This is a genomic window from Streptomyces sp. NPDC053665, assembly GCF_055585285.1.
The window spans coordinates 389,949-406,666 of sequence record NZ_JBVJKK010000008.1; the positions used below are offsets into that span (position 1 = coordinate 389,949).

Below are 16,718 nucleotides of genomic sequence, written 5' to 3' on the forward strand. Positions count from 1 at the left end.
CCGCCCCCGCGCGGGGTGCGACCGGATCCGCCTACCGGAAGGCGTCGAGTCCGGTGAGCGCCTTGCCCAGCACGAGCTGGTGCATCTCGACGGTGCCCTCGTAGGTGAGCACCGATTCGAGGTTGGTCGCGTGCCGCATGACGGGGTATTCGAGCGAGATGCCGTTGGCCCCGAGGATCGTGCGCGCCGTCCGGCAGATCTCGATGGCCTCCCGCACGTTGTTGAGCTTGCCGAAGCTGACCTGCTCGGGACGCAGGCGGCCGGCGTCCATCCGCCGCCCCAGATGATGGGCGAGCAGGATCCCCTTGTGCAGTTCGACGGCCATGTCGGCGAGTTTGGCCTGGGTGAGCTGGAAGCCACCGATGGGCCTGCCGAACTGCTCCCGTGACTTCGCGTAGTCGACCGCGGCCTCGAAACAGCTGCGGGCCGCGCCCATGGCCCCCCAGACGATTCCGTACCGGGCGTGGGACAGGCAGCCGAGCGGTCCGCGCAGCCCGGTGACCCCGGGCAGGACGGCGTCGGCGGGCAGCCGTACGTCGTCCATGACCAGCTCGCTGGTGACGGAGGCGCGCAGGGACCACTTGTGCCTGATCTCCGGCGCGGAGAAGCCGTCGCTGTCGGTGGGCACCGCGAACCCGCGGATGCCGTCCTCGGTCTGCGCCCACACGACGGCCACCCCGGCGACCGAGCCGTTGGTGATCCACATCTTGCGGCCGTTGAGGATCCAGTCCGTGCCGTCGCGCTTGGCGTAGGTGCGCATGGACGCGGGGTCGGAGCCGTGGTCGGGCTCGGTGAGCCCGAAGCAGCCGATGACCTCGCCGGCGGCCATCCGGGGCAGCCAGTGCTGCTTCTGCTCCTCGCTGCCGAAGCGGTGGATGGCGTACATGGCGAGGGAGCCCTGCACGGAGACGAGCGAGCGGATGCCGGAGTCGGCGGCCTCCAGCTCCAGGCAGGCGAGCCCGTACTGCACGGCGCTCGCGCCGGCGCACCCGTAGCCCTCCAGGGACATGCCGAGGGCCCCGATACCGCCCAGTTCACGGGCCAGTTCCCGGATCTCGGGCAGCTCGCCCCTCTCGTACCACTCGGCGACGTTCGGCAGGACCCGGTCCGCGGCCCAGGCCCGGACGGTGTCCCGGATGCCGAGGTCCTCCGGCTCCAGCAGGTCGTCCACGCCGAGGGGGTCGGCGGGGTCGAAGGGAGGCAGCTTGGACGAACCGGACATGATCGACACCCTCCGAAGCTCTTTAACTAGCACTGCTAACCGAGACGCTACGGCCTCCCCCGCCCCGCGCACCACCCCACGCCGCCGGCAGTACGGGCCGGGAACCCCTTCGGACCCTGCCCTCGGGCGGCCGGATGGCCGAAGGAGCGGTCAGACCGAGACGCGGGACTCCGTCGCGTCCCGCTGGGCCGGGACCTCGACCGGGCCCGCCGGCGCCGCCTCGCACTGCATCGCCCGCGGCAGCCGCAGTGCCATCGCCGCGCCCAGGAGCAGCAGCCCCGCGCTCACCAGCAGCGTGACGTGCAGCCCGTGCACGAACGCGTCCCGGGCCGCGTGCCGCAGGGCGGTCCCGGCGGAACCGCCCAGCTGGGCGGCGACCTCGTAGGCCTCCCCGAGCGAGTGCCCGGCAGCGGAGGACGCGTCCTCCGGCACCCCGGGCACCCGCGACAGGCCCGGCGCGTACGCCGCGTTCATCACCGTGCCGAGCAGCGCGATGCCGATGCCCGCGCCCAGCTGGTACGACGTCTCTCCGATCGCCGCCGCCCCGCCGGCCTGCTCCGGCGGGGCCTCGCTCAGCATGGACTCGTAGGCGCCGAACAGCGTGGTCTCCAGCCCGAAGCCCAGCAGCACGAAACCGCCCAGCATCAGCGCGCACTCGTCGGTCCGCCCCAGCCCGGTCAGCAGGACCACCGCGAACGCGGTCAGGCAGAAGCCCGTGCACACCATCCGCCGCGGCCCGAACCGCCGCAGCATCCGCGCCCCGGCCAGTCCGGCCGCCATGGCGGCGAACGTCAGCGGCAGCAGCCGCAGCCCGGTCTCCAGCGGCGACAGCCCGAGCACCAGTTGGAGGTACTGCGCGGCGATCAGCTCCAGGCCCACCAGGGCGAGCATGGCCAGCACGATGCACCCGACGGACGTGCTGAACGCCGGGCGCGCGAACATCCTCAGGTCGACCAGCGGATGCGTCCGCCGCCGCTGGCGCCGTACGAACGCGGTCAGCAGGGCCGCACCGGCCACCAGCGGCAGCACGGTGAGCAGGCTTCCCACGGACTCGCCGCTGCCCAGACGCTTCACACCCAGGACGACACCGAACAGGCCGGCCGCCGCCATCAGCGCCCCGACCACGTCCCAGGGGCCCGTGCCGTCGCCCTTCGACTCGGGCAGCAGCAGCCGTCCCACCGGGAGGCTGACCAGCATCAGGGGGATGTTGACCAGGAAGACCGAGCCCCACCAGAAGTGCTCCAGCAGGAAGCCGCCGAGCAGCGGCCCGACCGCGGCGCCCACCGCGGCCACCGCGCTCCAGATGCCGATGGCCAGCGCGCGCTCGCGCCGGTCGGGGAAGACCTGCCGCAGGATCGACAGGGTCGCGGGCATGATCATCGCGCCGCCGACGCCGAGCAGTGCCCGCGCCACGATCAGGACCTGGGCGCTGTCGGCCAGGGCCGCGAGACCGGAGGCCACGCCGAACAGGGCGTACCCGAGCAGCAGGACCCGTCTGCGGCCGACGCGGTCACCCAGCGTGCCGAAGAGGATCAGCAGCGAGGCGCAGACCAGTGGGTAGACGTCGACGATCCAGAGCAGCTCCATCCCGCCGGGCCTGAGGTCCTCGGTGACGGCGGGGACCGCCACGTGCAGCACGGTGGCGTCGACCGCGACCAGCAGCAGGCTGACGCAGAGGACGACGAGGACCACCCAGCGGTTGGCACCGGCCCCGGCCGCCCGACGGCGCAGCGCAGCGGCGGCCGTGGTCGTCCCGGACATGTACGTACCTCCCAGATGTTCCCTCGCGATCGGCGGGCTCACGGGGTGGGGGACGCCCCCGCGACTCGGCCGGAGAGGAGCGGTGGATCTCCGGCCCGCGCAAACGAAAAGCGAGTGACACGTCAGCGTACGCGAGTCCGCGCCGGTGCCCAGTGGCGGACCTCTCACGACTTCGGCGGAACGATGTGGCGTACGCCACTGCCGCTCGCCGTGCCAAACGCCCCGCCGGCCCGGCCGGTTCCCGCCGGGGCCGATAATCGGGCCCGTGACCGATCTGCAGACGCGCACGGCCCCGCCGCGCGCCGGGGCGCTGCGCCGGGCGGCCCCGGCCCTCCTCGGCTACGCGGCCGTCCGCGCCCTGGGCCTGCTCGCGCTGCTGCTGTGGAGCGCGGCGCGGGACAAGAGCGCGTACACGCTGCTCACCGCCCGCTGGGACGCGCTCTGGTACGTCCGGGTCGCCGAACTCGGTTACGGCTACGAGGTGCGGCTGCCGAACGGCGACGTCCACTCCAACCTGGCCTTCTTCCCGTTGCTGCCGTGGCTGGAGCGGCTGGTGGCGGCGGTGTCGCCGCTGTCGTACGCGGACGGCGGGTTCGTCGTCAGCCTGGTCGCCTCCCTCGCCGCGGCCTGGGGGATCTTCGCGGTGACGGACCATGTGTACGGACGCCGGGCCGGGGTGTGCGCGGTCATGCTGTGGGCGGTCCTGCCGGTCGGGATCGTGCAGTCGATGGCGTACAGCGAGTCGTTGTTCACGGCCCTGGCCGCGTGGTCCCTGTACGCGGTGCTGACCGGCCGCTGGGTCGCGGCGGGGGTGCTGGCCTCGGCGGCGGGGCTGACCCGGCCGGTGGGGGTGGCGGTGGTCGCGGCGGTCTGGGCGGCGGCGATCGCCTCCTTCGCCGCGGAGCGGCGCGCGGCCCCTTCCGGGCGGGTGGCGGACGCGGCCGGGGCGCCCGGCGGGCCGGACCCGGCCTCCTCCCCCGGCCGGCGCCTGGCCGGCATGCTCCTCGCTCCCCTGGGCGTCGCCGGATACATGCTGTGGGTCGGCCACCGCACCGGTGCGGGCCCGCTCGGCTACCTCGACGTCCAGGCCGGCTGGCGCAACGGCTTCGACGGCGGGTACGCCTTCGCCGGGTTCGTCGCCGGCAAGTTCACGTCGTTCCCCTCGGCCCTGGCCGGTGCGGGGCTCGTCCTGGGGGTCGCGTCAGTCGTCTGGCTGTACGGGGTGGGTGTACGTCAGCGCCAGCCGCTCCCGCTGCTGGTCCACAGCGGCCTGGTGACCCTGCTGGCGCTGTGCGCGTCGAGCTACTTCGGTTCCAAACCGCGGCTGCTGATGCCCGCCTTCCCGTTGCTGCTGCCCCTCGCGCTCCTCCTGGCGCGTGCGCGTCCGCGCAGGTCAGCTGCGGTGCTGGGGGGTCTCGCGGTGGCCGGTGCGGTGTACGGGGCGTTCTGGCTGAACGGCTCCGGTCCCCCCTGACCCGCTGTGAGCGCCGGGGGAATTCCAGCCCATGCCCGGGTGAACGAATTCAAAAGCGCGATAAAACCCGCCCCCGGGATGATCAAAGGAATTGAAGGCCGCAGCGCCCGGCGATTACAGAATCGCTGGAAATAAACCCCCTGTTGAGAGGAATCCCACATCACATCGTCATCACAAAGCCGTTGATTCGACCGGGATCTCAGCTCACTCGCTGTAACGTCGATTGGGTGCGTACCGAACCGAAGCTCACCCGTCTGGACCGGGTGTTCGCCCGGCTGGACCGTGAGCCGGAACGACCCGCCCACCTCGATGTGCCGAAGATGAGCAGGCACCGCGTCGTGCTCCTCGCGGCGACGCTGGCCTTCTACGGCGCGATCGTGTGGGCCGTGGTGATCACGTCCTGGCTGGTCCGGCTCGACTGGCAGGTCATGTTCTTCCGGCCCTACCAGCAGTGGTCGCAGATCCACTGGTTCGTCGACTACTACGTCGTCCTCGGCCAGCGCGGCCCGACGGCCGTGATGGTCGCGGCCTGGCTGGGCTGGCGCTCCTGGCGGCAGCACACCCTGCGTCCGCTGCTCGCCCTGGGCGTCTCGCTGCTGCTGCTGAACGTCACGGTCGGCGCCGCCAAGTACGGCATGGGCCGTCTGGGGCCCCACTACGCGACCGTGATCGGCTCGAACGAGATGTGGCGCGGCGGCGATATATTTCCGAGCGGTCACACCGCGAACGCCGTGGTGACGTGGGGGATCCTGGCCTACATGGCCTCCACCCCGGCGGCGCGCCGCTGGCTGTCCGCCGTGTCGGCGGTGACCTCCCTGGGCGTCGGGATGGCCACGGTCTACCTCGGTACGCACTGGCTGAGCGATGTGCTCCTCGGGTGGGTCGCCGGCCTGCTGATCCTGCTCGCCCTGCCCTGGTTCGAGCCGCTCATCGCCCGTGCGGAGGCCCGCATCCTCGAGCTGCGCGACACGGTGCGGTCGCGCCGGCGCCGGGCCTCGGCCGTTCCGGCCGGCGTACCGCCCCTGGTCGTCACACCGCTGCCGGCCGAGCGGGACGACGTGACGGCCCTGTCGCCGCGGACCCCCGTCTACCTGGCGCCGGGACCGCACACCAGCCGCGCGGAGCGCACCCCGACCACCCCGGCCGGCAGTCGCCGGCCGCCGCACCCGGAGCGCCACCCCCGCGGTTCCGCCTCCTCGGCCCGCCCCGTGGCGGGCGGCTGACCGTCGCGGACCTCCCGGTGCGCGGCCGCCTCACGGCACGGCGAAGGCCCCGGTCCCTCGGTGGACCGGGGCCTTCTGCGCGTCTCAGCCCTTCCAGGCGCGGGCCACCCGGCCGCCCTTCACCTCGAAGTTCAGCCGGCCCACGCGGTACTCCATGGTGATGATCGCCCCCGGCGGCAGCGAGCGCACCGTCGGCCAGCCGCGCTCACGCGCGAGGTGCTCGGCCCGGCCGGCCTCCAGGCCGACGTAGGTGTCCGGGGTGTCGTCGGGTTCCGCGGGAGGTGTCGGAGTCGGTGCCATGCCGCCACGCTATGTCCTGCCCGGCTGCGGCGGAAGTCCGCGCCCGGCCCCCGTCACCGTGCGCGTCAGGTCACGCTTCTGTCACAAGATCACGACAGGTGTTCGGGGCGCCACCCGTCACCCGCACGAGCGGTTCGCCGCCCCTCGGGACGGCATTCGAGCGTAATTCCCCGCGTCCCCGTTCGCCGGTGGAAAGGCCCGCCGTAAAGCGAATGGGTGAAGTGCCCCGGGCCTTTCCGCATTCCGCCGCCGGACCGGCCGGGCGACGCGGCGCTCCCACGAAATTGCCGGGGACTTCACGAGGCCGGGCCGGATCCGCTCCGAGCCGCCGGGGTGCGGCCGGCACCCCGCCCGGTGCGCGGCGGTGACGGCACGGACCGGGCCAGAGCGCGGTCGAGTCGGTCGCGCGTCCTCCTGATCGCGTCGACCAGTCCGGCCGGCTCCAGCACCTCGAAGTCGAAGCCCAGCATGACGACGTGGATGACCATCACGTCCAGGCTGCCGGCACCGCAGCGCAGCAGGCAGGTGTCCGGGCCCTCGGCCTCCAGCACCCCGGCGGAGGGCGAGATGTGCTCCCGGGCCTCGGCCAGGGGCGCGAGGAGCCGTACGACGGCGTGGGTGGCGTAGGCGCGCGTGGACACGCCCTGCGAGACGTAGGCCGCCAGGTCCTCTGCGGGCGGGTCGCGGGGGACGAAGCGCGGGCCGTGCGGCGGTTTCGGCGTGATGCGGTCGACGCGGAAGGTGCGCCAGTCCTCCCGGTCGAGGTCCCAGGCGACGAGGTACCAGCGGCGCTCGGTGCACACCAGGCGGTGCGGTTCGACGCGGCGGCGGGACGGCGTGCCGTCGTGGCCCTCGTAGGCGAAGCGCAGCGTCTCGGCGTCCCGGCACAGGTGGGCCAGTTCGGTGAGCACGGCCGCGTCGACCGAGGAGGGCAGCGAGCCGCGCAGCATCGGCACCGTGAAGGAGTTGAGGGCGCTCACGCGGCGGCGCAGCCGGTCCGGCAGCACCTGCTCCAGTTTGGCGAGGGCGCGCACCGAGGTCTCGCCGATGCCGTCGATGCCCTGCCCGGCGGCCGTGCGCAGCCCGACGGCCACGGCGACCGCCTCGTCGTCGTCCAGGAGCAGCGGGGGCAGTTCGGCGCCCGCGCCCAGCCGGTAGCCGCCGCCGGTGCCCGGGCTGGCGTTGACCGGGTAGCCCAGTTCGCGCAGCCGGTCCACGTCCCTGCGCAGGGTGCGGGCGCTGACGCCGAGCCGGCCGGCCAGCTCGGCTCCGGGCCACTCGCGGTGGGCCTGGAGCAGGGACAGCAAGCGCAGCAGTCGGGCCGAGGTCTCCAGCATGGGGCCGAGTCTGCCAGCCCTCGCGGACAGCCACTGTCCTCAAGGGCGGTAGGCCAGTTGAGGGACGTCGAAGCAGGTGCGGTCCATCTCGCCCTGGCTCACCCAGCCCCTGCCGTCCTGCCAGCGGGCCACGGACAGGCAGGTGTGCCGGGTCCTCGGGGGTGCGGCGTCGTGGGCGAACTCGACGGGCAGCAGCAGTCCGCCGGCGGTGTAGCCCCGGCTGCGGTCCATGAAGCGGTCGACGCACGCGCGCGTGACGCCCTGCTTCACGCAGGACCGGGCGGCGTCGGTGAACCAGCGCGCGGCCGCCCACCCCTCCAGCTGCCACTGGGAGTGGGTCTTCAGAGCACGGGTGGCCGCGCGGAACTCCCGGACGGCCGGGTGGCCCGTGTCCTCGAAGTTGCGGCTGGCGCCGGTGGCCCAGAGGGCGTTGCGGCAGCGTGGGGCGTCCTCGTAGTCGTCGGCGACGGTGGAGGTCCAGTTCTGCACGTTGGTCACCTTCGCGGTGAGCCGGACGCCCTCCTCGTCCAGGGCACGGCACAGCCGGGCGTTGCCGTGCCCGTCGAGGGCGTCGAAGACCAGGTCGGCTCCCTGTTCCTTCAGGTCGGCCGCGACGGCACGGAAGTTGGGCAGGGCGAAGTCGACCTGCTCGGTCACGACCTTGTAGCCCTCGGCGCGCAGGCCGCGTTCGACGAGCCGGGCGTAGGCGGCCGAGGCGGACTGGTTGTAGGAGACGACGGCGGCGGTGCGGGCGCTGTGCTCGCGCCGGAAGTAGCGGTAGACCTCGGTGCCGCCGTACAGCCTGCCGTCCCAGCCGGTGGTGCCCTCGCGGGGGGCGAGGCTGCCGTAGATGCCGTAGAGGTGGGGGTAGGTGTCGTAGGCGCCGCCGATGGGCTGGCCGCCGATGTCGGGCACCCGGGCGGCGGAGACGCGCGAGGCGCCCGCGTAGTCGAGGGCGGTGGTCGCGACGAGGGCGACGACCCGGTCCTCGTCGACGAGCCGGTGCACGCACGCGTGGTTGCCCACGCCGCTGCCGCCGTCGTCGCAGGCGCGCACCTCGACCCGCCGGCCCCCGATGCCGCCGCGGGCGTTGAGCCGCTCGAACCAGGCCCGTGCGCCGTCCCGCGGGCCGGTGAAGGCGTCGCCGCCGACCGGGCTGGTGGCGCTGGTGATGATGCCGACCCGCAGGGGCGCCGCCTCGCGGGGTGCGGGGCTGCGGCTGCCGTGCGTGAAGTCGCTCTCCGGCAGCCGGCTGCCGCAGGCCGCGCTGAGGGCGAGCAGCAGCACCGCGGCGAGCGTCTCAGCAGCCCGGCACCGGCGACGCATTGCCGCTCAGTTGCACCAGCGCGCACAGCGTCCTGGCCGACACCTTCCAGGTGCCGTCCTGCTCGACGGCGCTGCCGGAGGCGTCCGGGAGGACGGTGGCGCCCTTCAGGGTGAGGGTGTACGTGACGTCCGCCCCGGTCGCCGAGGTGAACTCCACCTTGTCGACGTGCGCCCGGACCTGCCCGCCGCGCTCGTCGCCGCTGAAGGCCCGGAGGACCGGGCCCAACCGGTCGCCGTTCTCCAGGACGGCCTGCTTGTCCTCGGTGGAGGTACCGGGGTCGAAGAACTTCTGCCAGTTCTGCCTGATCTCCGCCTCGGCCGCGGCGCGGTCGGCGGGGGCGCTGGCCGGGGCGCTGGTGGTCCGCTCGGCGGTCGGCGTGGGCGGGGTGCTCGCGCCGCCGCCGCCGCTGTCGTCGCTGCAGGCCGCCAGCGCCGGCACCAGGGCCAGGACCACGGCGGCGGCCACCGCCGTGCCGCGTCCCGCGGTACGCGGAGGTCCCGTCGCGTTCCCCCTCCTGAGGTCGCTGCCGAGAACCATCTGGCTCACCACCGGGTGTCGGTCCGGGCCGTGGGCGCCCGGTGCTTTCAGGGTCGGCTTCCACAGGGCATAGTGCAAGCGATCGGCGGGCGCGCACAGGCAGCCGGACCCGTGCACGGCCAGCGACGACGTGTGGGAGCCGGTGATCCAGGTGATGCGGACGAGCCGACTGCGGACCGTGCCTTCCCTCCGGTGGGCGGGCTGGGCGGCGCTCGCCGCCGGCGCCGTGCTGTGCGTGGCCGGCTGGTACGGCGTCTCCGGCGAGCGCTACGCCGAACGGCAGCTCCCCTACCTCGCCTCCTGCACGATCCCCGGTGCCGCGCTGATCGTCGCGGGGGCGGTGCTGCTGGCCCGCGGCGGGCAGGCGGTCGCCGCCGCGCGCGTGGAGGAGCTGTACGGCCTGCTCGTCCAGCCCGGCCCCGGCGACGAGGAGGCGCCGGGCCAGGACGTCTCCGCGCCGCTCGCGGTGAGCGGCCGGCTGCTCATGGTGCCGGGCGGCACGCTGTACCACCGGGCGGACTGCCCGCTGGTCGCCGGGAAGGCGGAGGCGGTCCCGGTGGACGCGAAGCCGGTGGCGAGCGGCGAGCTGGGGCCCTGCCCGATCTGCGAACCGGCCGAAGAGACCGACTGATGTCCTCGCTGACGTACGACCTCACCCTCGCGGGTCTGTCCGTGGGCGCCGCGGCGGCCCTGACCGGGATCGGCCTGATCGTGACCTACCGCGCGACCGGGGTGCTGAACTTCGCGCACGGGGCGATCGCGATGGTGTGCGCGTACGCGCTACGGCAGTGCGTGGTCGAGTGGGACTGGCCGCTGTGGCTCGGGGCGGTGGTGACGCTGCTGGTGCTGGCGCCGGGGCTGGGTGTGGTGCTGGAGCGGTTCGTCTTCCGGCCCCTGTCGGTGCTGGGACCGGACCCGGCGCGGGCCCTGGTGGCGTCCCTCGGCGTGTTCGTGCTGCTGGTGGGCGGGGCGGCACTGCTGTGGGGGCAGGGGGCGCGGGACGACGCGCCGGTGCTCGTGCCGGACGAGCCGTGGGGGCAGCTGGCGGTGGTGCTGGTGCTGGCCGCCGGGGTCGCGGTGGTGGTCCGCCGGACCCGGTTCGGACGGGAGCTGCGGGCCGTGGTCGACGACCGGCGGCTGGCGGTGCTGGGCGGCATCGACGCGGACCGGGTCGCGGCGGCGGGCTGGGCGTTCGGCGCGTTCACGGCGGGCCTGACGGGCGTGCTGCTGGCGCCGTACGTGCGGCTGGACCCGTACGGGTTGCCGCTGCTGGTGATGGAGGTCGTGGCGGTCGCGGTGGCCGCGCGGATGCGCGGCACGGCCGTCGCGGTGGTGGTGGCCCTGGCCATCGGGGTCGCGCAGAGCCAGCTGACGCGGCTGCACCCGCCCGGCTGGGGCGAGCCGCTGCTGCGGGCGGCCGGCACGAACCTGTTCGTCGTCGCGCTGCTGGTCGCGGCCCTCGTCCTGCCGGGCGTCGGGACCCGGGACGCGCTGCCGCCTGCGGCCGCGGCCCGGGCGCCCGCGTCGCCGGGGGCCTGGGTCGTGGCGCTGGTGCTGTTCCTGCTGCCGCTGGGCCTGGCGGGCCGGGACCTGCACACCTCGGTCCAGGTGCCGGCGCTCGCCGTGATCCTGCTGTCCCTGGTCGTGGTCACCGGCCGCGCCGGCCAGATCTCCCTGGGGCAGGCGGCGTACGCGGGCCTGGGCGCCCTCTTCACGGCGCTGCTGGCGGCGGGCCGCTTCCCGGGCCTGCCCCGGCTGCCGGAACTGGCGGCCCTCGCGGTGGCGGTGGTGCTGGTGGCCCCGCTCGGGCTGCTGACGGGCGGGCCGGCGATCCGCCGCCGGGGCCTGGCCCTGGCGCTGGCGACGTTCGCCGTCGGCGTCGGCGTGAACCGCTTCGTCTTCACCCAGCCGTACGCCACGGCGGGCCTCACGCTCGGCCGCCCGGCAGGCTTCGACGGGGACCGGGCCTACTACGCGCTGGAGCTGCTGCTCCTGGCCGTGGCGCTGGCGGTGACACACCTGCTGCGCCGGGGGCGGACCGGCCGCGCCCTCGCGGCCCTGCGCGACCACGAGGCGGGCGCGCGGGCGACGGGCGTCCGCGTGCCGTCGCTGAAGCTGCTGGCCTTCGTCGTGGGCGCCGCGCTGGCCGCACTGGGCGGCGGGATGCTCGGCATGGGGCTGCGGGCCTTCGACGCCGCCGCGTACGACCCGGTGCGCGGTCTGCTCTGGTTCGCCGCGGTGGTCGTCCTGGGCACCGACAGCACGCTCGGCGCGCTCGCCGCGGCGGCCCTCCTGGTCGGCTTGGACGCGGGGGCGCGCGGTGGTGTCGCGGCGGCGCTGATCGGTGTGCTCGCGATCCTGGTGGGCCGCTTCCCGGGCGGGGCCCCGGAGGTGCTGCGCACCGCCCGGGCCAGCATGCGCCCCCGGCCGACGGCGACGCTGACGTCGGCGGGCACCCGGGTGCGCGAGAAGCTGCGCGCCGCGGCCCCCGGCGGGTACGGGACCGGACGGGTGCGGGTGCCGATGCCGCTGGGCGCGACGGCGACGGGCGCCGGCACCCCGAGCCACCTCCGCTCCCCCACCCGGACGCCCCACCCCGCCCGCCGTCCCCCGAACACCCCCGGCACACCGGGCGTACCGCCGCCGGACACCGGCACGGCCCGCCGCACCCTCCTCGCCCGAGCGACCCGCCCCGGCCGACGGCCCTCGAACACCCCCGACGCACCCGCCGCACCACCGACGAGTGCAACCGGTACCGCCGCAACGGCTGCCCCCGCCACCTCCAGCCGCCTCCGCCGCCTCCTCGCCCGAGCGACCCACCCCGGCCGACGGCCCCCAGCCGCACCCGCCGCTCCCGCCCTCCACCCGGAGGCCACCCCCGGCAGCCCCGGCGAGTCGGACATGCCCGCCGCATCGCGCACACTGGTCCCTCCCTCCGGTCCCGCCGGCCCCCTCACGTCGGCCATCCCGGCGGTGCGCCCCGCGGGTGGTCCCGCCCCTCCCCTCCTCAGCGCCCGTCGCCTCCACGTCCGCTACGGCGGCGGGTTCACCGCGCTCGACGGGGTCGGCCTGGATCTCTTCCCCGGGCGGATCACCGCGGTGGTGGGGCCGAACGGGGCCGGGAAGAGCACCCTGTTCCACTGTCTGGCCGGGACCGTGCGGCCCGCGCGGGGCGCCGTGCGGTTCGACGGGCGCGACATCACCGCGCTGCCCGCCCAGGCCCGCACCCGCCTCGGGGTGGCCCGCACCTTCCAGGAACTGGCCGTCTTCCCGTCGCTCACCGTGGCCGAGAACGTCCGGGTCGGCGCCGAACAGGGCCGGCCGGGCGGTGCGGGCGGTCCGGGCGCCGTGGAGCGGACCCTGCGCCTGTTCGGCCTGGACGGGCCCGTGCGCGCCCGGCCCGCCGCGGGACTGCCCACCGGCACGCTGCGCCGCGTCGAACTGGCCCGGGCCCTGGCCGGAGACCCGCGCGTGCTGCTGCTCGACGAGCCCGCCGCCGGCCTCGACACCGCCGAAGTCGCCGCGCTGGCCGCAGTCCTGAAGGCCCTGGCCGCCGACGGGACGGCCCTGCTGGTCGTCGAGCACGACTTGGACCTGGTCGCGGACCTCGCCGACGTCGTGCACGTGATGAACGCGGGGCGGATCGTCGCCTCGGGTCCGCCCGCACGGGTCCTGGACGCGCCGGGGACGGGGGCCGGGGCATGAGCACGATCGCCCTGCGCCACGCGCGCGTGCACTACGGCCCGCTGGAGGCCCTGCACGGCGTCACCCTCACCGCTCCCGGACCGGGCCTGACCGTGCTGCTGGGCCGCAACGGCTCCGGCCGCACCACCGTCCTGCACGCCCTGGCCGGCACCGTCGCGCTGTCGGGCGGCGCGGTCGTCTGGGACGGCGTCGACGTCACCGGCGTCCCGGCGCACCAGCGGGCCCGGCGGGGGCTGTGCCTGGTGCCGGAGCGGCGGGCCGTGTTCGGCTCCCTGACCGTGCGGGAGAACCTCGGTCTGACGTCCGCCCGCCTCGGCCCGGCCCTGGACGCCTACCCGCAGCTGCGTCCGCTGCTGGAGCGGCGGGCCGGGACCCTCTCCGGCGGTGAGCAGCGGATGCTCGCCGTGTCCCGGGCCCTGCTGGCACGGGCGCGCGTGGTGCTGGTCGACGAGCCCGTCCAGGGCATGTCGCCCGAGGTCGCGGCCCGGACGTACGAGCTGCTGAGCGGGCTGGACGCGTGTGTCGTGGTCGCCGAGCAGCGGCTGCCGCCCGTCCTGCGCGGACGGCCCGCCGTCGTCTACGAACTGCGGCGCGGCGCGGTGGTGTTCGCGGGCGAGGCGGGGGAACTCACCCGCTGACGGGCGGAGCGGACACCCCGCCTGGGCGGGTCCTTCGCACGTACCTCGGGTAACGGCGAGTTTCAGCCACCCATTTCATTCGCGGATTTCCTGATTTGTCGACCCACACGGTGACGCGTGCGGGACCGTCCGGCAACCTCCAACGGGACCTGGGGCGGGATGAGTTGGCGGCAGCCGGTCCGCCTCACCACGAACGGGCCCCCGTGCGCTGGTTGGTTCGATTCCGTTCGCCCCGGGGCGTTACTCCCGCCACAGATCGCCCGTTGTCTTCTTCATGAGCCGGGGCCCACCCGGACCACGGGCCGGGAGCCACCCGGCCTCGCCACGCACCGCATCCCCGAGGGAGCCACCCGTGCCGCGCATGCTCGACGTCAGCGACGAGGTACGCGCCGAGATCGGCGACGAAGAAGCCGACCGCCTGCTCGCCGGAGAGACCGCCCCGGGCAGTTACGACTGCACGTCCTGCCGCACTCCGGGCGACTCCGCGCAGGAGCGCACCAGCACCGTCCTGTTCATCGGGGACGAGACCGCCGTCCTCGCCTTCGCCCACGCCGGCTGCCTGCCCTCCCAGGTCGTGCAGGTCACCGAGGAGCAGCTCCAGGGTGCGGTGAAGTCCATCACCGGCGACACCGTCGACCTGGAGCCCGACAGGACGGTGCCCGAGCAGGCGGTGCTCGGGGTGACCAGCGGGCTGGTCCTGATCGGCGGCGAGCTGCACCCGGCCCTGGTGGTGGAGCCGACCGCGCCCATCGCCCGGCCCGGCACCTTCGGCGGCGGGGACGACTTCCTGCCGCTGCTCATCGAGCAGGGCTTCATGCCGCTGACGGAGCTGTCGGCGGTGCCGCCGGTGCTGCACGGCTGGTCCGTGCTGCTCGCGGTGGGCCAGCTGCACGCGGTGCTCCAGCCCGGGACCAACGGAGGCCAGCCCGTGGCCTGGTGGCAGGCGCACCAGCCGCTCCAGGTCACCGACGCCTGGCGCGCGGCCGCCAACAAGCACCAGCAGGTGCTGATGTTCGCCGCGCCCGTCGGCTCGATCGGCCGCCAGCCGCGCGAGGACCTGCTGCGCGACGCCCTGGACAAGGCGGCGGCCAACGGCAAGCTGGTCGCCGCGGCGCTGCCGCTGGCCGGCACCTGAGCGCCGCGTCACCCGCGCGGCCCCGGCCCCCGCGAAAGCCGTAACCACGGCCGCATCCCTTGACCCACGAGGTCGTTTGGACATACGTGCACGCATACGACGTTCCCCGCCGCCAGTCCTTCTCGCCGATCCCCTCCGCGCGATCGGCGCAGGACGCCCAGGGCGGCCCATCGGCCACGCCGATCTACGACGCGCTCTACGCCGAGTACGTCAAGTCCTTCCGCGCGCTGCCCGGTGACCGCAGCGGCGAGGAGAAGCTGGGCTTCACCGCCTTCGGGAACATCCCGCACAGTACGACCGGCTCGTACGGCAGCGGCTACAGCAGTTCGTACAGCGCGTACAGCGCGGGCGCCCAGAGCGCCCGGCACGCGGCCGGGCAGCAGCCGCAGTGGCAGCGCGTCGGGGCCGTCGGGCCGCACGGCACGCAGATGCACTACGTACCGGCCGCGCTCCCGCCGGGGCGGCGCGGGCACGGCTGAGCGCGCACACAGCAGGAGGGGCGGCCCCCACCCGGGGGCCGCCCCTCCTGCTGTGCCGTGCTACTTCTTGCGGCCGCGCTTCTCGCGCACCCGCACCGAGATGTGGATCGGCGTGCCCTCGAAGCCGAACTCCTCACGCAGCCGGCGCTCGATGAAGCGTCGGTAGCCCGCCTCGATGAACCCGGAGGCGAACAGCACGAACCGCGGCGGCTTGGTACCGGCCTGGGTGCCGAACAGGATGCGCGGCTGCTTGCCACCCCGCACCGGGTGAGGGTGGGCGGCCACCAGCTCGCCCAGGAAGGCGTTCAGCCGGCCCGTCGGGACCCGGGTCTCCCAGCCGGCCAGGGCCGTCTCGATCGCCGGGACCAGCTTCTCCATGTGCCGGCCGGTGCGGGCCGAGACGTTCACCCGCGGCGCCCACGCGACCTGGCCGAGCTCGGTCTCGATCTCCCGCTCCAGGTAGTAGCGGCGCTCCTCGTCGAGGGTGTCCCACTTGTTGAACGCCATGACGACCGCGCGGCCCGCCTCGACGGCCATCGTGACGATCCGCTGGTCCTGCACCGAGATGGACTCGGTGGCGTCGATCAGGATGACGGCGACCTCCGCCTTCTCCACGGCGGCCGCGGTGCGCAGCGAGGCGTAGTAGTCGGCGCCCTGCTGGAGGTGGACCCGCTTGCGGATGCCCGCCGTGTCGACGAACTTCCAGGTCACGCCGCCGAGTTCGATCAGCTCGTCGACCGGGTCGCGGGTCGTGCCGGCCAGCTCGTTGACGACGACGCGCTCCTCGCCGGCCACCTTGTTGAGCAGGGAGGACTTGCCGACGTTGGGACGGCCGATCAGCGCGATGCGGCGCGGGCCGCCGATGCCGCCGCCGGCGAACGTCTCGCGCGGCGCCTCCGGCAGGACCTCGAGGACCTGGTCGAGCATGTCGCCGGTGCCCCGGCCGTGCAGCGCGGAGACCGGGTACGGCTCCCCCAGGCCCAGCGACCACAGGTAGGCCGCGTCGGCCTCGCCGCTCGGGCCGTCGACCTTGTTGGCGCACAGCACGACGGGCTTGCCGGCCTTGCGCAGCAGCCGCACGACGGCCTCGTCGGTGTCCGTGGCGCCGACCTTGGCGTCGACGACGAACACGACCGCGTCGGCGGCCTCGATGGCGTACTCGGCCTGGGCGGCGACGGAGGCGTCGATGCCGAGGACGTCCTGCTCCCAGCCGCCGGTGTCGACGACCTTGAGGCGGCGGCCCGCCCACTCGGCCTCGTAGGTCACGCGGTCGCGGGTGACGCCGGGCTTGTCCTCGACGACGGCCTCGCGGCGCCCGATGATGCGGTTCACGAGGGTCGACTTGCCCACGTTGGGGCGGCCGACGACGGCGAGCACGGGCAGCGGGCCGTGGCCCGCCTCCTCGAGAGCGCCCTCGACGTCCTCGAGGTCGAAGCCCTCCTCCGCGGCGAGCTCCATGAACTCCGCGAACTCGGCGTCGCCGAGCGCCCCGTGCTCGTGCTCGTGCGCGCCCTCGTACGCGTCCGAGCCGTCGGGCTGGCTGTGGTCGTTCATGAAGTCCGTACCTCGTCGTTCATCGT

At 74.6% G+C, this 16,718-nt stretch carries 14 protein-coding genes; 7 read left to right on the top strand and 7 right to left on the bottom strand.

Annotated elements, in window-relative coordinates; all coding sequences use genetic code 11:
- Nucleotides 1-31 precede the first annotated feature (31 nt).
- Together ACZ6ZN_RS29835 and ACZ6ZN_RS29840 are read right to left on the bottom strand one after the other, a co-directional pair.
- A complete protein-coding gene (locus ACZ6ZN_RS29835; protein ID WP_469650988.1) occupies nt 32-1,222 on the bottom strand; it encodes an acyl-CoA dehydrogenase family protein in 1,191 nt (396 codons plus the stop codon).
- Between the two features lie 150 nt (nt 1,223-1,372).
- Entirely contained in the window at nt 1,373-2,983 is a 1,611-nt protein-coding gene (locus ACZ6ZN_RS29840) for an MFS transporter (RefSeq protein ID WP_398110480.1), read from the bottom strand.
- Between the two features lie 265 nt (nt 2,984-3,248).
- Between ACZ6ZN_RS29840 and ACZ6ZN_RS29845 the strand changes: the two genes are divergently transcribed.
- Together ACZ6ZN_RS29845 and ACZ6ZN_RS29850 are read left to right on the top strand one after the other, a co-directional pair.
- Nucleotides 3,249-4,457, top strand: a complete 1,209-nt coding sequence (locus ACZ6ZN_RS29845; RefSeq protein WP_469650992.1) for a glycosyltransferase family 39 protein — start codon at nt 3,249-3,251, stop codon at nt 4,455-4,457.
- Nucleotides 4,458-4,684: 227 nt separating this feature from the next.
- Entirely contained in the window at nt 4,685-5,680 is a 996-nt protein-coding gene (locus tag ACZ6ZN_RS29850; protein WP_451877482.1) for a phosphatase PAP2 family protein, read from the top strand.
- A gap of 84 nt (nt 5,681-5,764) precedes the next feature.
- Here ACZ6ZN_RS29850 and ACZ6ZN_RS29855 read toward each other — a convergent pair whose 3' ends face one another.
- The 4 genes from ACZ6ZN_RS29855 to ACZ6ZN_RS29870 form a co-directional block, all read right to left on the bottom strand.
- Nucleotides 5,765-5,980 (bottom strand): I78 family peptidase inhibitor, encoded by a 216-nt coding sequence (locus tag ACZ6ZN_RS29855; RefSeq protein ID WP_398110477.1) that lies wholly within the window; start codon nt 5,978-5,980, stop codon nt 5,765-5,767.
- A 296-nt stretch (nt 5,981-6,276) separates the two neighbouring features.
- Nucleotides 6,277-7,317: a helix-turn-helix transcriptional regulator gene (locus ACZ6ZN_RS29860; RefSeq protein WP_451877483.1), complete on the bottom strand. Its 1,041-nt coding sequence runs from the start codon at nt 7,315-7,317 to the stop codon at nt 6,277-6,279.
- Between the two features lie 39 nt (nt 7,318-7,356).
- Nucleotides 7,357-8,643 carry an ABC transporter substrate-binding protein gene (locus ACZ6ZN_RS29865; RefSeq protein WP_469650997.1) on the bottom strand — a complete coding sequence of 429 codons (1,287 nt, stop codon included), beginning with the start codon at nt 8,641-8,643 and terminating at the stop codon, nt 7,357-7,359.
- On the bottom strand, nt 8,618-9,181 hold the full coding sequence (locus ACZ6ZN_RS29870) for an MTB12 C-terminal domain-containing protein (RefSeq protein ID WP_451877484.1): 564 nt from the start codon (nt 9,179-9,181) through the stop codon (nt 8,618-8,620). Before ACZ6ZN_RS29870 ends, ACZ6ZN_RS29865 begins: the two co-directional genes overlap by 26 nt.
- Nucleotides 9,182-9,335: 154 nt before the next feature.
- On the opposite strand from ACZ6ZN_RS29870, the gene ACZ6ZN_RS29875 reads away from it, so the two are divergent.
- From ACZ6ZN_RS29875 to ACZ6ZN_RS29895, 5 genes are all read left to right on the top strand, one after another.
- On the top strand, nt 9,336-9,812 hold the full coding sequence (locus tag ACZ6ZN_RS29875) for a hypothetical protein (RefSeq protein ID WP_451877485.1): 477 nt from the start codon (nt 9,336-9,338) through the stop codon (nt 9,810-9,812).
- Complete coding sequence (locus tag ACZ6ZN_RS29880; protein ID WP_469651001.1) at nt 9,812-12,886, top strand: ABC transporter permease subunit; 3,075 nt, start codon at nt 9,812-9,814, stop codon at nt 12,884-12,886. The genes ACZ6ZN_RS29875 and ACZ6ZN_RS29880 overlap by 1 nt, the downstream gene beginning before the upstream one ends.
- Complete coding sequence (locus tag ACZ6ZN_RS29885; RefSeq protein WP_469651004.1) at nt 12,883-13,524, top strand: ATP-binding cassette domain-containing protein; 642 nt, start codon at nt 12,883-12,885, stop codon at nt 13,522-13,524. The genes ACZ6ZN_RS29880 and ACZ6ZN_RS29885 overlap by 4 nt, the downstream gene beginning before the upstream one ends.
- Before the next feature lie 352 nt (nt 13,525-13,876).
- The gene (locus ACZ6ZN_RS29890) at nt 13,877-14,659 is read left to right on the top strand and encodes a hypothetical protein (protein WP_398110471.1); all 783 of its coding nucleotides are present in this window, start codon (nt 13,877-13,879) and stop codon (nt 14,657-14,659) included.
- An 86-nt stretch (nt 14,660-14,745) separates the two neighbouring features.
- Nucleotides 14,746-15,138: a hypothetical protein gene (locus ACZ6ZN_RS29895; protein WP_398110470.1), complete on the top strand. Its 393-nt coding sequence runs from the start codon at nt 14,746-14,748 to the stop codon at nt 15,136-15,138.
- 60 nt (nt 15,139-15,198) lie between these two features.
- Here ACZ6ZN_RS29895 and der read toward each other — a convergent pair whose 3' ends face one another.
- Entirely contained in the window at nt 15,199-16,692 is a 1,494-nt protein-coding gene (gene der, locus ACZ6ZN_RS29900) for a ribosome biogenesis GTPase Der (protein WP_469651005.1), read from the bottom strand.
- Nucleotides 16,693-16,718 lie beyond the last annotated feature (26 nt).

What these genes read in the sequence shown, in the direction of transcription:
- ACZ6ZN_RS29835 (WP_469650988.1), bottom strand. Translation starts at nt 1,222, where the DNA reads ATGTCCGGTTCGTCCAAGCTGCCTCCCTTCGACCCCGCCGACCCCCTC.
- ACZ6ZN_RS29840 (WP_398110480.1), bottom strand. Translation starts at nt 2,983, where the DNA reads ATGTCCGGGACGACCACGGCCGCCGCTGCGCTGCGCCGTCGGGCGGCC.
- ACZ6ZN_RS29855 (WP_398110477.1), bottom strand. Translation starts at nt 5,980, where the DNA reads ATGGCACCGACTCCGACACCTCCCGCGGAACCCGACGACACCCCGGAC.
- ACZ6ZN_RS29860 (WP_451877483.1), bottom strand. Translation starts at nt 7,317, where the DNA reads ATGCTGGAGACCTCGGCCCGACTGCTGCGCTTGCTGTCCCTGCTCCAG.
- ACZ6ZN_RS29865 (WP_469650997.1), bottom strand. Translation starts at nt 8,643, where the DNA reads ATGCGTCGCCGGTGCCGGGCTGCTGAGACGCTCGCCGCGGTGCTGCTG.
- ACZ6ZN_RS29870 (WP_451877484.1), bottom strand. Translation starts at nt 9,181, where the DNA reads ATGGTTCTCGGCAGCGACCTCAGGAGGGGGAACGCGACGGGACCTCCG.
- ACZ6ZN_RS29875 (WP_451877485.1), top strand. Translation starts at nt 9,336, where the DNA reads ATGCGGACGAGCCGACTGCGGACCGTGCCTTCCCTCCGGTGGGCGGGC.
- ACZ6ZN_RS29880 (WP_469651001.1), top strand. Translation starts at nt 9,812, where the DNA reads ATGTCCTCGCTGACGTACGACCTCACCCTCGCGGGTCTGTCCGTGGGC.
- ACZ6ZN_RS29885 (WP_469651004.1), top strand. Translation starts at nt 12,883, where the DNA reads ATGAGCACGATCGCCCTGCGCCACGCGCGCGTGCACTACGGCCCGCTG.
- der (WP_469651005.1), bottom strand. Translation starts at nt 16,692, where the DNA reads ATGAACGACCACAGCCAGCCCGACGGCTCGGACGCGTACGAGGGCGCG.